Source organism: Mucilaginibacter sp. GW822-FHT03E02 (assembly GCF_058801545.1).
Map to the genome: position 1 here is coordinate 2,686,497 of NZ_JBXANJ010000001.1, position 14,770 is coordinate 2,701,266.

The window sequence follows — 14,770 nt, forward strand, 5'->3', positions numbered from 1 at the left end:
TTGAAAAATATTAACGCTATCTTTGCGCCCGATTTGGCGATGTTGCCAAATTCGTTATTTTAATTCATGAACCCATTTATTGAACTGGGAATCCGTCATGATATTGTTAATGCCATCTCTGAGTTAGGGTTTGAAAACCCAACGCCAATCCAGGAACAGTCAATTCCGGTATTGTTAACAGGCAGCAACGATTTTGTCGGATTAGCCCAAACCGGGACCGGTAAGACTGCTGCCTTTGGCCTACCATTATTAGAACTGTTGGATTTTGAAGAAAATCATCCACAGGCACTTGTTTTATGCCCAACACGTGAACTTTGTTTACAGATCACGAACGACATTAAAAATTACTCCAAAAAAATGGACAACGTTCACGTTGTGGCCGTTTATGGCGGAGCAAGCATTATGGATCAGCTACGCCAGATTAAACGCGGCGTACAGATCGTTGTAGCCACACCAGGCCGTATGCTTGATATCATTAACCGTAAGGCGATAGATTTTTCGAAGGTAAAATTTGTAGTATTGGATGAAGCTGATGAAATGCTCAATATGGGCTTTCAGGAAGACATTGATAATATCTTATCTACCACTCCGGACGAGAAAAAAACCTGGCTGTTTTCGGCCACCATGCCAACTGAAGTTCGCCGTATAGCGAAAAAGTACATGAATGAGCCGTTTGAGCTTACCATGGGCACAAAAAACACCGGCAATGCCAACATTGAGCACGAGTACTATATAGTACGTGCACGTGATAAGTATGCCGCTTTTAAACGTATTGTTGATTTTAATCCTGACATTTTTGGTATCGTATTTTGCCGTACCAAAATTGAAACCCAGGATATTGCAGAAGCCCTGATAAAAGACGGTTACAATGCCGATTCTTTACATGGCGACCTGTCACAACAGCAACGCGATAAAGTAATGAAACGTTACCGCGAGCGCAGCCTGCAATTGTTAATTGCTACTGATGTTGCCGCACGTGGCATTGATGTTAATGATGTAACACACGTTATTAACTACTCGTTACCAGATGAGGTTGAAAACTACACCCACCGTAGCGGCCGTACAGCCCGTGCAGGTAAAACAGGTGTATCTATCAGCATTATCAACGCCAAAGAATTAGGTAAAATACGCCAGATTGAGCGCACCCTGGGTAAACGCTTTGTTAAAGCCGAAATACCAACAGGGTTTGATGTTTGCGAAAAACAATTATTCTCTATTGTTCATAAAGTACATAACGTACAGGTTAATGAGCAGCAAATTGAGCAATACATCCCGCGTATTATGGACGAGTTTAAGGATATGAGCAAAGAAGAGTTCATCAAACGCTTTGCTTCTATCGAGTTTAACCGTTTCCTTGATTATTACAAAAATGCACCTGACCTTAACGCAAGCGTTGAAGAAGGCAATCGCAGGGATAGGGATGACCGAGGTGAGCGTGGCGAACGTGGTGCTTCGAGTGGCCCGTCTGCTTACACCCGTTTATTTATAAACTTAGGTTCGGTTGATGAATTTAACCGTGGCGATTTGTTAGGTTACATTTGCAATCAATCAAAAATTAGCGGCCGCAGCGTTGGTAAAATAGATGTTAAGGGTGTTTACTCTTTCTTTGAAGTACCAAATGAGGATGTTGAAAAAGTAAATGCTGGCTTCCAGGGCGCCGAATATAAAGGCCGCCCGGTTCGGATAGAAGTATCCGGCGAAGGCACCAGCGACCGTCGTGAAGGCGGCGGTGGTCACCGTGGAGGCGAGCGTCGCGAAGGCGGTGGTGGTTATCGTGGTGGCGAACGTCGCGAAGGCGGCGGTGGTTACCGTGGTGGCGAAAGAAGCAACTCAGGCGGCGGCGATCGTCGTAGTGGTGGCTTCCGTGACTTCTCGGGCAAACCCCGCGAAGATCGCCCGGAACGCAAAAGAAGATTCTAAATTAGTAGTAAGTATCAAGTAGTAAGTAACAAGATAGCTTCAGTAAAGCTTCTATTATCTTACTACTTGATACTAAATACTTACTACTCAATAAAAGATAGTTTTCATGGGCTTCCCCTGGTAAGGAAGCAAGTTTTAGTTTAGTTTTGTTAACAAAGCCTTCAATGCCGCCAGCATGAGGGCTTTTGTTTTTTATGGGAGTTTTCAAAGCTTTCGAAGCTGCGGTTTGTGAGGATACAAACCGCAGCTTAAAATATATTAGAACCGTCATTGCGAGGTACGAAGCAATCCCCTACAGGCTTAGTCCCACATAGCTCGGGATTGCTTCGTACCTCGCAATGACGATCTTTCACCTACCTCGCAAACTCAACCAAATCCGAATCTGGATAAAACAAGGTAAGCTTATGGTCGTCCAGGTTCTTAATCAGGAATTTGGTATAGGGGCGGCTACCCTGGTACGATGTAAAAATGGTATCTTTTTGCACAAAGTAATCTTCGGTAACCGGTTGTCCATCATCAGTAGTAAAACCTTTGTCAGTTATCTCCAGTTTAGTAGCACCATCTTTTGATACCCATTTGCCCATTAATTTTTTGTTAACCTCGCTTTTTGCAGCCTGGTTGCTGTTACATGAAAATGCAAACAACGTAAGGGCATAAACAGCTGGCATCACTAAAGCATATTTTTTCATGGCAAACATGGTAAGTGCAGGCCTAAGCCTGCACTGTTAAGATACAACTTTTATTTTTCGGGTTTATCAATAAGCTGAGATTTTTTTACATAAACCCGGTGACCTTTTTTGTTTACGTAATAGTATTTATCGTGCTCATCAATATAAACAGTATGGTTGCCAGGTCCAACCTTTCCTTCGTACTTCTTATCAACTACCGCCGATGCGCCATTAGCCGCAATCTGTGATGTTTTATGACCAACCTTTTTAGCGGCTTTTGAAATTTTATGTCCAATTGTACTGTCCTTATGGGTTTGCGCAAAAGCGGGCGATATTATAAATGTACCGGCCGCAAACATTGCGATTTTGAATAGATTTTTCATGGTAATGAACAAATTGAGTTAATGTTATTATTATTAACTCAATTTCTCGGCCAAAAGCCTCATTTCTACCACAGGCGACTGTTTTTGATACAAAATAGCATAAACAGCATCGCAAATGGGCATATTTACCTTGTACTGTTTGTTAACCTGCTGTAGGCAATTTACTGCATAATAGCCTTCGGCAACCATATTCATTTCAAGCTGGGCCGATGTAACGGTGTAGCCCTTCCCTATCATATTACCAAAAGTACGGTTGCGGCTAAACTGCGAGTAGGCAGTAACCAGCAAGTCGCCCAGGTAAGCCGATTCTTTAATATCACGGTTAATAGGGTGCACCACATCAACAAACCTTTCCAGCTCGCGTATAGCGTTTGAAATAAGTACCGACTGAAAATTATCGCCATATCCCACTCCGTGGCAAATACCACCGGCTATGGCATATACGTTTTTCAACACGGCACCCCACTCGGTGCCATAAATATCATCAGATACGTTGGTTTTAATGTAGCGGGTATTAATCATCCCCGCAAATTCCGCGGCCAAAGCAGCATCACCCGATGCAATGGTGAGGTAAGAAAGTTTTTCTAATGCCACTTCTTCTGCATGGCAAGGGCCGCTTATCACTATAAAATCCTCAAACGGAATACCATATTTTTGGTGCAAAAACTCGCCTATAATTAAATTTTCATCGGGCACAATACCCTTTATAGCCGATATAATTTTTTTACCTGCCAAATCCGCCGGAGTAATACCGGTTAACGCTTCCTTTAAAAACGCCGCAGGTACATTTAGTAATACAAAATCGGCCCCCTTTATCAACGATTTTAAATCTGTTGATATATTTTCTTTAGGCAGCTTTATTTCAACCGAACTTAAATAATAAGGGTTATGGCCAAACTTATGCAAATGTTCTACAGCCTGCGCATTCCTCATCCACCAAAAAACTTCTTTTTCGGTAGTGTTATCAACCAACATTTTTACATTGGCAGTAGCCCAGCTTCCTCCGCCAACAACGGTTATCTTTTTCTTGTACATTGAATAAATAAAGTAGTAATGCCAGGTTTAAGTTTTAATTGACAAAGCAAATTAAGGAATTTTTATTTACATAAGGGGAAAGGCGAAAGGTTAAAGGTAAAAGGCGAAAATGTTTTTGAAAATGTTTTTAATGAGGACTAAAGATAAAGGACTTTTAAAATGATAAACTAAATTGGTTAAGTTTGTTTATAAACGTATCCGCCACCAGCCCCCTCTAAATCTCCCCCGGCAGGGGAGACTTTTTTTTAAGCCCCCCCCCTTCCGGGGAGGGTTTGGGTGGGGCTGATGGGTAACTTTATTTACCATATGAACCCATCAGCCAGGAATAAATTTAACGCAGGCTTTACCAACGCAAAATACCAGGAGTTTTTAGCAAAGCTTAATGATGGGTTGCACAATCCTGTGCAATTCCGTGTAGCCGAGACACCTGTTTTCCTGACGGCCGATTTTCGCGACAGACTGATAGCCGCCGGTGATGACATTCTGGGCACCATTCTGCAACCCGGCTTCAAGGAACTTACCGAGCGGGCAATCCCCGATAAGTGGCGTGTTGCCAATGAAAACAACCATCCTCACTTTATAGCCCTCGATTTTGGTATCTGTAAAGATGCCCATGGCAATATTGTACCCCAGCTGATAGAAATGCAGGGGTTTCCGTCATTATATGGTTTCCAGGTTTTGCTGGGCGATGTTTATGCGGATGTTTTTGATATTGCCGGTGATGAAACCGTTTATTTTAGCGGGCTGGATAAAGCCGCTTACGTCGCTCTGCTCAAAAAAACAATTATTGGCGATTGCAAACCAGCCGAAGTTGTTTTAATGGATGTAAATGCCCCGGAGCAAAAAACCGCAGTCGACTTCTATATTACAGAAAAATACCTTGGCATCCCGGTGGTATCTTTAAGCGAACTGGTACAACAAGGTAATCAGCTATCTTATAAGGCGGATGGTGAACATCAATCAATTAAGCGTATTTATAACCGCTTGATTTTTGATGAAATTGATAACGATCCGGAGATTTTTGAAAAGGTTGTTGATATCAGGAAGCCTTTTGATGTGGAGTGGATAACCCATCCCAATTGGTTTTATCGCGTCAGTAAATTTACCATGCCTTTTTTAAGCGGCGATTATATCCCCAAAACACAGTTTTTGCACCAGGTAGATTACCTGCCGGCCGATCTGGAAAACTACGTATTAAAACCCCTGTTTTCTTTTGCCGGGCAGGGTGTAATTATTGATGTTACTGTGGACGATGTCCGCAGTATTAAAGATCCGGAAAACTGGATATTACAGCAAAAAGTAAACTACGAGCCGGTTGTGCAATCGCCTGATGGCGGTGTAAAGGCCGAAATCAGGTTGTTGTACCTATGGCCGGATGGTGATGAAAAACCCACACTGGCTATAAATTTGGCCCGGTTAAGCCGCGGAAAGATGATTGGCGTACGATATAATAAAGATTTTGACTGGGTTGGCGGAACAATTGCCTTTATGCCACGTTAAACTATATACTATTAAAGGCGTCTGTACGTATATATTAAAAATTAAGTATTTTTGCACCATGAACATCCAGGTAATTTTAGTTATTCTTCTTTTTGCCGCTGCTGTTTTTTACATTGGCCGTATGATGTATAAAAGCCTCACGGCCAAAAAAAGCTGCGGTGGCAATTGTAAATGCGGTGTTGATTTTTCGGGCATCGAGCCGGGCAAAACAGGCAAATAAGTTACAACATCCATTCATCATATCTTCATTTGTTACCTATACTTTTAAACCAGAAGTAATCTCACTTAATGGCTTCAAATAAGCAAATTTTTCAGGCAGATACCCCCGGCAGATGGAACCGCTTTAAATGGCTCAGCCGTGTGCTGCTTGCATTTTTGGTAGTAGGCATTATAGCCGTAATAGTCACCATTAAATCTACCTATTACCCCAGCCTCCCAAGCCTTGACCTGGCGCCAAAAAAAATGTCGAAAGAAGAGCTTGCGCAAATCAAGCGGTCAACCAAATACAGGTCGTTCAAGATACAAAAAAGCGAAATTGAAGCGCTTGAACGAGCCAAACGACAACACCAGCGCAAGCACCCTAACAATAAAGACCGCCTGAATGTTGCCTTTTACCGCCCATGGGAACCACAGGCCTATTATTCGCTGCTTGACAATATGCCCAAGCTGGATATGGTGGTAAGCGAAGGCTTTTCTATTCTTCCGGGTGTGGATACCGTAATCACCAAAGTTGATACCGGCCTTATCAACGTTAATAAAAAATACAATAAGCCAATTATACTCACGCTATCAAACTATGTAAATAAAAACAACCAGCAGGGTGGTTATGATAGCAAGGATGTTGAACGCATTATTAAAAATCCTGCTTTGCGGGCTGGTTTTATCAATAGCATTACAAACGCACTTACAAAATATAAGTTTAAAGGCATCAATATTGACCTTGACGAAATAAAAGACCGCAACAGCAAAAACTACATCACTTTTCAAACCGAGCTTTACAAAACCCTTAAGGCCAAAGGTTTCCTGGTGACACAAAACGTAGTGCCCGAAGATGAATCGTACGATATTGTGCGATTACAGCATGTTAACGACTTCCTGTTCATTATGGCCATTGATGAGCATAATGAATTAAGCAACCCCGGCGATTTATCAAACCAGCACTGGGTTGAGCAGATACTGGATGATGTATGCAGCAAAGTACCCAGCGAAAAAATCATTTTAACATTTGCAGGCGGCGCTTATGACTGGCGCGAAACCAGCATTGGCAAATCAATAGGTTATCAGCAGGCCATCAGTACCGCAAAGGAAAACCAAAGCAAGATCACTTTTGATCCTGTTTCGGCCAACTCGCATTTTGCTTACATGGATAAGGACAGCCTTGATCATGACATTTACTTTGCCGATGCAGCTACCAACTTTAACGTTATCCGCATGGCCGATGACTGGGCAACTGGTGGCGTAGCACTATGGCGCATGGGTACCGAAGATCCAAGGCTTTGGTCGTTTTTCCAAAAAAACCTGTCTATCGATTCACTGCGTAAAACAGGCGTAGATATGAAGCGCCTGACCTCTGTTGGTTTAAACAGCCGCAAAAACGTAGAGTATGATGGCGATGGAGAGGTGCTCGACCTTATAACCACACCCCAAACCGGCGAGATTGATGTAAAACTGGATACAGGCAACTATACCATCACGGCGCAAACCTATAAAACACTACCTACCAAGTACATGATCCGTAAGTATGGGTATAAGCCTAAAAAGGTTGTTTTAACCTTTGATGATGGCCCCGACCCGGATTATACCCCGCGCATTCTGGATATCCTTCAAAAAGAAAAAGTTCCGGCCTCGTTTTTCGTAGTTGGTTCCATGGCCGAAAAAAATATAGCTATCCTCAGGCGCATTTATGAGGACGGTTATGAAATTGGCAACCACACGTTTTTCCACCCGGATATATCAACCATCAGCCTGCAACGTGTGGTGCTGGAGCTAAATGCCACCCGTAAGATCATCGAATCGGTTACCGGGCGCAGTACCATCTTGTTCCGCCCGCCATTTAATGCGGATGCCGAGCCCGAAACCTTGGCCGAAGTTATTCCTGTTGCCGAAAGCCGCAGGCAAAGCTACATCACCATTGGCGAATCTATTGACCCATGGGATTGGCAGCCCGGCGTAACAGCCGATAGCATTGTTGCCCGCACCATCAGGCAGGCCAACAATGGGTCGATGATCCTGTTGCATGACGCCGGCGGCGATACCCGCGAAGAAACGGTGAAGGCGTTGCCCGCTATTATCCATTACTTTAAAACACATGGCTATGAGTTTACCACCATTGCCGATGTGCTTGACAAAACCAAGGATGACCTGATGCCGCCTATAAAGGACGATCATACCGGCATTTTTGGCCCGATGTATGATGTTTCAGTACATGCCTATTATTATTTTAGCTGGTTTTTAATATACGTGTTCTTGTCGGCTATATTCCTGGCCATCGGCCGTATTGTTTTAATTGCCATACTGGCGGTCAGGCAAAACAGCGAGAACAAAAAGACAGCAAAACTGCGCGGCGATAACTTGCCCCTGCCTCCGGTTAGCATTATTGTACCTGCTTATAACGAGGAGGTAAATGCTGTTGCCACCATACAAAGTTTATTAAAAACAGAATACCCCGTTTTTGAAATTATTTTTGTTGACGACGGATCCAAAGACGACACTTTCGCGGTAGTATCTGCCGCTTATGAGGGGCATCCGCTGGTTAAAATATTAACTAAACCAAACGGGGGTAAAGCATCGGCATTAAACTTTGGGATAACCCATGCCACCAGCGATTTTGTGGTGTGTATTGATGCCGATACGCAACTTAAAAACGATGCCATTTATCACTTAATGAGCTACTTTACCGATGAGGAAATTGGCGCTGTGGCGGGTACAGTAAAAGTTGGTAACGAAACCAACATCATTACCCGCTGGCAGTCGATAGAATACATTACCGCCCAAAATATGGACCGCCGCGCTTTTGACCTTATCAATAGCATTACGGTAGTGCCGGGTGCTATCGGCGCGTTCCGCAAATCGGCCATTTTCCGGGCTGGCGGCTTTACCTATGATACATTGGCCGAAGATTGCGATTTAACCATGCGTATCCTTAAACAGGGCTATATTGTAAGAAATTGTGCCGAGGCTATTGCTTATACTGAAGCTCCGGAAACTATTGATATGTTGCTTAAACAACGTTTCCGCTGGAGTTTTGGAGTTATCCAAAGTTTCTGGAAAAACCGCGATGCGCTATTTAACAAAAAATACAAGTTCTTTGGGATGGTGGGCATGCCTAATATCCTCATCTTCCAAATTGTATTACCCCTGTTCTCCCCGCTGGCAGATTTGATGATGATCTTCGCCTTGTTCGGCGAGAAGCCGGAGAAAATGCTCATCTATTATGTGGCCTTCGTGGTCGTCGATTTCATTGTGGGCATCATAGCCTTCCGTATGGAAAAAGAAGATTACAGGAAGCTTATTTACATTATACCACAACGTTTCCTGTGGAGGCAGCTAATGTATTACGTACTCTTTAAATCGATGCGTAAAGCCCTTAAAGGCGAGTTAAGCGGATGGGGCGTGCTGAAGCGGACGGGGAACGTAAATATTAAAGGCGGTCAAAAGAAGAATAACTCAGCAATATACATTATTGTTATCTTGCTGATAATTGCCGCAATTGTATTTTGGGTGGTAAAAAAGTGGTACATGTAGGCTGAAGAACTGTATGGAGATCGAGACAAAAAACACCCGCATCTGGAATGCTTTTTGTCTTGACTCACTTGCCTCTTAGGTTATTCTCTTTCGATCAGGCAAACCGCGTAAGCCACAACACCTTCTTCCCTGCCAATAAAGCCCAATTGCTCATTAGTGGTAGCTTTTATTGATATATCATCTTCGCTTATAGATGCTGCCTTGGCTATATGAACCTTCATAGCCGGGATGTGCGGATTAATCTTAGGCGCTTCCAAGCATACCATGGCATCAATGTTGCCGATACTAAAGCCTTTTTCTTTTATAAGTTCAACAACATGCTGAAGCAGGATAAGACTACTGATACCTTTCCAACGATTGTCGGTATTGGAGAAATGAAAACCTATATCGCGCATGTTGGCAGCGCCAAGCAAAGCATCGCAAATGGCATGTAAAAGCACATCGGCATCTGAGTGGCCGTAAGCGCCTGCGTGGTGCTCTAAATTAACCCCGCCTAAAACAAATGGGTGCTGCTCACGTAACTGGTGAACATCAAAACCAAACCCTACTTTAATTTTACCCATTATTATTTTGATACATTGGAGGTACCGCCAAAACTTGCCGACAAACTAAAACGCAAGGTATTGGCCAAAGGACTATTTTGCTGGCTGGCTGCCAGGTATGAGAAATCGAATTTAAAAATATCATATTTAAGGCCAAACCCAAGGGTGATATAGCGCCTGTCGCTTTTGCTTGGGTTTTCATATAAATAACCGGCACGTATGGCAAACTGGTTATTATACCAGTATTCGGCTCCTGGCGATAGGCTAATTTCTTTCAGTTCTTCGCTAAAACCGCCAGGGGCATCACCAAATGACTGAAAAATGCCGGATGGTACCGAAACGTCATCATTTTTACCGCTTATAATCGTACCGTTTGCATCTTTTATAGGCGGAGTAGGCGTTAATAGTTTGTTTACATCAAAAGCAACCGTTATTTGGTTATTTTCGTCAAGATTCCAGGTATTGGCGGCGCCTAACTTTAAATTGGCAGGTAAAAAATATTTAGGCCCATTTGTAGTATAGCTAATTTTAGTACCGATGTTAGATATATTGGCACCAAACGCAAACAGGTTATCATCTCCATACGTGGTTTTATAAAACATAGATACATCGGCGGCAAAAGCATTGCCGGCCCTACCTGTTTGGCTTGACCCTGCCGTGGCAAATGAAACACTCGAAATACTTGAATGAATATAACGCGCTGTTAAGCCCAACGAAAAATTCTCGCCAAACTTACGTGCAAAGCTAACATCAAGCGAAAATTCATTTGGCGTGTAAGTACCTTGGTTATTGGATTGATCGTCATTTAATTGCAGCGAGCCGTAATTAAAATAACGCAATGAAGCACCAAGTGTATTACGATCGTCTATTTTATGGGCGTAACTCAGGTATGATAAACTGATATCAGGTACCAGGTGCCTTAGCCATGGAGAATATGACAGCGAAAGAGCATCGTTGCTTTCAACAAAAGCAAGCTTTGAGGGATTCCAGAAATTGGCATTAACATCCGGCGAAATAGCAACACCCGCCTCGCCCATTGCACCCGAACGCGAATCGGGGGTAATGTTCAAAAAAGGCACCTCAACGCGCGATCCTCTGTATGTGCTACCATCAGTACTTGTTTGCGCCACAACAGTAAATGGCACTAAATACAATGATAAGAAGGTTATATTCCGAAATGTAAAAAACTTCATTGGGTGCAATTTAGCTTTATTATTTTAATTGATAAATATAGGCTCATAATTTACATTGGTTTTTTTGCAGGAATTATCCGCTGCAAATCATCAAAAAAAACAAAACATTGCAACCAACTGCGCTACTTTTACGTTAAAAGCATCAATAATTGTTTGATTTATTTAGAAGAAGATACATTAGCGTTAGCATTATGTCCATTTTTTTCTAAATTTACGTCATTAATATAATTGTAAAATTATGAAAATACTTTTTACTAAAACTGCTTTAGCCCTTGCGGCCGCATGTGCATTGGTAAGCAGCTGTAGTAAACCACCGGCATCGCAAAAAACCGGTTTAGTTTATAATAACAAAAGCAATGGTGGTTACGAGCGTTACAGGCAAACACACCCCGCACCTGGTCCGGGTCTGGTACCTATTGAAGGTGGTACCTTTGTAATGGGCGGCAGTGCCGATCAGGACGTAACTTATGACTATAACAATGTAAGGCGCAGGGTAACCGTACCCTCGTTTTATATGGACGAAACAGAAGTAGCTAACCAGGACTGGCTTGATTATTTGCACTGGTTAAGCATCACTTTCCCGCAAGATCGCGAATTATATTACGATGCGTTACCAGATACCCTGGTGTGGCGTAAACCATTATCATATAATGATCCTTACGTAGACAACTACCTCCGTCACCCTGCATTTCAGGACTACCCGGTTGTAGGGGTTAGCTGGGATCAGGCACAAGATTATTGCTCATGGCGTACCGACCGTACCAACGAGAATATTTTGCGCGAAACCGGCCGTTTGGTTACCTGGAAAGACCAAAATGCCAAAGGTGGCAAAAGAGCTGCGGGCGGTACAAATGCCGCAAGCGGATCATCGCAACAGCCATTTAATACAGATATTTATTTGAACGGCCAGATGAGAGGTGCCGGTGTTGATGGTAAAAAAATGCTGCCTAACTTAAGCCCCAACGCCACTACAGGAACAGGCAAAAATGCAAAACCCGTAAGGCCGGTACGTATGGAAGACGGTATTTTAAAACAAGCTTACCGTTTACCATCAGAAGCCGAATGGGAATATGCTGCTTTGGCATTGGCCGGCAACACCCAGTTTGAAAATATTGATGACGGGAAAATGTATTCATGGAACGGAATGGGCGTTCGTTCGGCAAAAAGTAAAACCCGTGGTTTGATTTTAGCCAACTTTAAAAGAGGAGCCGGCGATAACATGGGCGTGGGTGGTTATTTGAATGATAAAGCCGACATTACAGCGCCGGTACGTACCTACCCACCAAATGATTTTGGTTTATACCAAATGTCGGGTAATGTTAACGAGTGGGTGCAGGATACTTACCGCCAAACATCTTTTGAAGAATTTGAAGATTTTAATCCTTTCCGTGGTAACCAGTATACCAACAAACGCTTAGCCGATCCGTCAAAAGGCTTATACGCTAAAGACAAATATGGCAAGCCGATTAAAGATCCGGCCAAGTCAAACAAAAAAATGAAGTATGCCGACTACCTGGCATTACAGCAAGGCCAGGATCCAAACACTGTTAACAGTGCACCTGCGCAAGGCACACCTGCTAACGGCGCCGTTGCAGCTCCCGGAACACCTGCCAACGCTGCGGCAACTAAAGCTGCAGTTGCTTCATTGGTTAAAGATTCTGGCAAAAAATACGATCCCGATTTCAGGGGCGAAAAAGATACTGTTAGTACTGCGCTGTATGGTACAACCTCATTGGTAAATGACCATTCGAAAGTTTATAAAGGTGGTTCATGGAATGACCTTGCTTTTTGGATGAACCCCGCTACCCGCCGTTTTATGGACGAAGACGAGTCAAGTGCCGAAGTTGGTTTCCGTTGCGCGATGACCTTAGTAGGTGCTCCGGAAGTTTACCCTAACGGCAAGCCACACTACCCGGTAAAAAAACCAAAGCCATTTAAGGCTAAATAAGATACCCAATTTTAAACTTAAGTATTAAGGCCGTTCAGTATTGAATGGCCTTTTTTGTTTAGTTCATTTCAAGCATAACTGAGCAGCCAGGAGCACAATTAACCCTGCCCCCTCATATCAATGGCAACCTACCAAGCTATTATTGGCAACAAATCGTAGCATTTGGCATCCTCAAGACTGGCCTATAGGCAAATTACGCTAATACTACCAGCAGTATTTTAACGAAAGTCGTAAGCCCATTGCTAAAAATATATGAACATAATACCTCATGGTATTTGGCGTAAGCATCGATAATGAACGGTTAACAACCCAACGAGGCAAGGGCATATCCGAACATCAGTATTGAGTATAGCCCGAGCACGGCGCCTCTCTGAAATAATAAAACCCGACAGCATCAGCTACCGGGTTTTATTCTATATTGGGTAATCTTATTAATAACCTGGGTTTTGTACTAAATTAGAGTTAGCATCCATTTCACGTTTCGGTATAGGGAATACCAGTTTCGGTGAGTTCCATGCAAATGCGTCTACGTGGTTACCATCACCATCAATGGAATATGTAGTTTCCTTATAGCGTTTTAAATCGCCCAGGCGCTGGCCTTCAAACGGAAGTTCAACACGGCGTTCCTGCTTAACTGCTGCAAATAAAGCTGCTGCTGTAATGGCAGGTGTATTAGGTAATAATGCCCTGTGTCTTATAATATTGATATCCGCTGCCGCGCCGGTTAAATCCGGAGTGGCTTTCAAAATTCGCGCTTCAGCCCTGATCAGGTAAATCTCGGCCAAACGAATTGTGACAACATTGCCAAAAGCATTGTTAAACTTCGACGTAAAGCTATCGTCAGTGAACTCGTTAGCCCTATCATCACCCGTTTCATAACGATCAAAATGTTGCTGGTTAATATAGGTTTCCTCGCGGCCTGCAAAGGCAGACGATGCGTATACCTCGTTTAGTGCATTAAAACCTGATTGATTTGATATTTGAATTGCAAAAATATCCTCTTTGGTATTGAATACACGCGTTGCCTGCTCTTTAACCTGAAACTCATCAGTAAAATGCTCAACCAGCCCATAACCAGCATCAATTACTTTACTCGCTTCAATTTCAGCCTGTGCGTAGTTTTCCTGCGTTAGATAAATTCTTGCCAATACTGCAGAGGCCGCCGTTGAACTTGCATATGTTGTGGATATCGAAGGAAGATTTGCTTCGGCCACTTTAAGATCTGCTATTGCCTGGGCATAAACTTCAGCTACAGTATTACGTTTAACCTTTTGAATACCTGGAATAGTGGTAGTTGGCGTTAACACCAGTGGTACGGCAAGATTGGTAGTTGGCGATCCATCATTCCACGCTCTTCCAAACGCGCGCGCCAAATCAAAATAAGTCATTCCGCGCAAAAACTTGGCTTCGCCTTCCACAGTATTTTTACTTGTGCTTACAACGAGGTTTAAATTAGCCAATACCGTATTACACACTCCTATTGTGTTATATCCGCTGTCCCATACTCCTTCAACAAAAAAATTGTTTATGGTTATCGCTTTGTTATCTAATTCGGTATAGTCAGAGAATGTACCAAAATAGGAGAAATCTCCATCATCGGCTAAAAAATCCGTACTTGATTGTAACCTGCCACCATATAAGCCTCTTAGGCCCGCCGCAGTGTATGCGCCAATAAGTACACCCTGTACATCTTTTGATGTTTTTAAAGCCAGCGCCGATTCAACAGAATTTTGCGGCTTAATATCCAACTGCTTTTCACAGCCGGAGTTATACAGCATTGCTATAGTACCTAATGCTATAATCGAATATTTTATTTTTTTCATCTTCTTCAGCTTAA

Annotated in this window: 11 protein-coding genes; 5 read left to right on the top strand and 6 right to left on the bottom strand. The window is 43.0% G+C overall.

Annotated elements, in window-relative coordinates:
• Positions 1-66 precede the first annotated feature (66 nt).
• Complete coding sequence (locus tag AC1RM2_RS11320; RefSeq protein WP_492985192.1) at positions 67-1,920, top strand: DEAD/DEAH box helicase; 1,854 nt, start codon at positions 67-69, stop codon at positions 1,918-1,920.
• Positions 1,921-2,273: 353 nt separating this feature from the next.
• Here AC1RM2_RS11320 and AC1RM2_RS11325 read toward each other — a convergent pair whose 3' ends face one another.
• Genes AC1RM2_RS11325 through AC1RM2_RS11335 form a run of 3 tightly spaced genes read right to left on the bottom strand, consistent with a single transcriptional unit; the run spans position 2,274 to position 4,006 of the window.
• On the bottom strand, positions 2,274-2,609 hold the full coding sequence (locus AC1RM2_RS11325; protein WP_492985193.1) for a hypothetical protein: 336 nt from the start codon (positions 2,607-2,609) through the stop codon (positions 2,274-2,276).
• 50 nt (positions 2,610-2,659) lie between these two features.
• Positions 2,660-2,971, bottom strand: coding sequence for a hypothetical protein (locus AC1RM2_RS11330; RefSeq protein ID WP_492985194.1), 312 nt, complete (start codon positions 2,969-2,971; stop codon positions 2,660-2,662).
• A 33-nt stretch (positions 2,972-3,004) separates the two neighbouring features.
• Entirely contained in the window at positions 3,005-4,006 is a 1,002-nt protein-coding gene (locus AC1RM2_RS11335; protein WP_492985195.1) for an NAD(P)H-dependent glycerol-3-phosphate dehydrogenase, read from the bottom strand.
• A gap of 306 nt (positions 4,007-4,312) precedes the next feature.
• Between AC1RM2_RS11335 and AC1RM2_RS11340 the strand changes: the two genes are divergently transcribed.
• The 3 genes from AC1RM2_RS11340 (at position 4,313) to AC1RM2_RS11350 (ending at position 9,250) form a co-directional block, all read left to right on the top strand.
• Positions 4,313-5,506 carry a hypothetical protein gene (locus AC1RM2_RS11340; RefSeq protein WP_492985196.1) on the top strand — a complete coding sequence of 398 codons (1,194 nt, stop codon included), beginning with the start codon at positions 4,313-4,315 and terminating at the stop codon, positions 5,504-5,506.
• Positions 5,507-5,564: 58 nt separating this feature from the next.
• Positions 5,565-5,726 (top strand): FeoB-associated Cys-rich membrane protein, encoded by a 162-nt coding sequence (locus tag AC1RM2_RS11345; RefSeq protein WP_492985197.1) that lies wholly within the window; start codon positions 5,565-5,567, stop codon positions 5,724-5,726.
• 68 nt (positions 5,727-5,794) lie between these two features.
• The gene (locus AC1RM2_RS11350) at positions 5,795-9,250 is read left to right on the top strand and encodes a trifunctional glycoside hydrolase family 18/polysaccharide deacetylase/glycosyltransferase family 2 protein (RefSeq protein ID WP_492985198.1); all 3,456 of its coding nucleotides are present in this window, start codon (positions 5,795-5,797) and stop codon (positions 9,248-9,250) included.
• A gap of 80 nt (positions 9,251-9,330) precedes the next feature.
• Here AC1RM2_RS11350 and ispF read toward each other — a convergent pair whose 3' ends face one another.
• Positions 9,331-9,813, bottom strand: coding sequence for a 2-C-methyl-D-erythritol 2,4-cyclodiphosphate synthase (gene ispF, locus AC1RM2_RS11355; protein WP_492985199.1), 483 nt, complete (start codon positions 9,811-9,813; stop codon positions 9,331-9,333).
• 2 nt (positions 9,814-9,815) lie between these two features.
• On the bottom strand, positions 9,816-10,985 hold the full coding sequence (gene porV / locus AC1RM2_RS11360; protein ID WP_492985200.1) for a type IX secretion system outer membrane channel protein PorV: 1,170 nt from the start codon (positions 10,983-10,985) through the stop codon (positions 9,816-9,818).
• Between the two features lie 238 nt (positions 10,986-11,223).
• Between porV and AC1RM2_RS11365 the strand changes: the two genes are divergently transcribed.
• Positions 11,224-12,933, top strand: coding sequence for an SUMF1/EgtB/PvdO family nonheme iron enzyme (locus tag AC1RM2_RS11365; RefSeq protein ID WP_492985201.1), 1,710 nt, complete (start codon positions 11,224-11,226; stop codon positions 12,931-12,933).
• 431 nt (positions 12,934-13,364) lie between these two features.
• Here the strand turns inward: AC1RM2_RS11365 and AC1RM2_RS11370 are convergent, their stop codons facing one another.
• Positions 13,365-14,756 carry a RagB/SusD family nutrient uptake outer membrane protein gene (locus AC1RM2_RS11370; RefSeq protein WP_492985202.1) on the bottom strand — a complete coding sequence of 464 codons (1,392 nt, stop codon included), beginning with the start codon at positions 14,754-14,756 and terminating at the stop codon, positions 13,365-13,367.
• Positions 14,757-14,770: the final 14 nt, after the last annotated feature.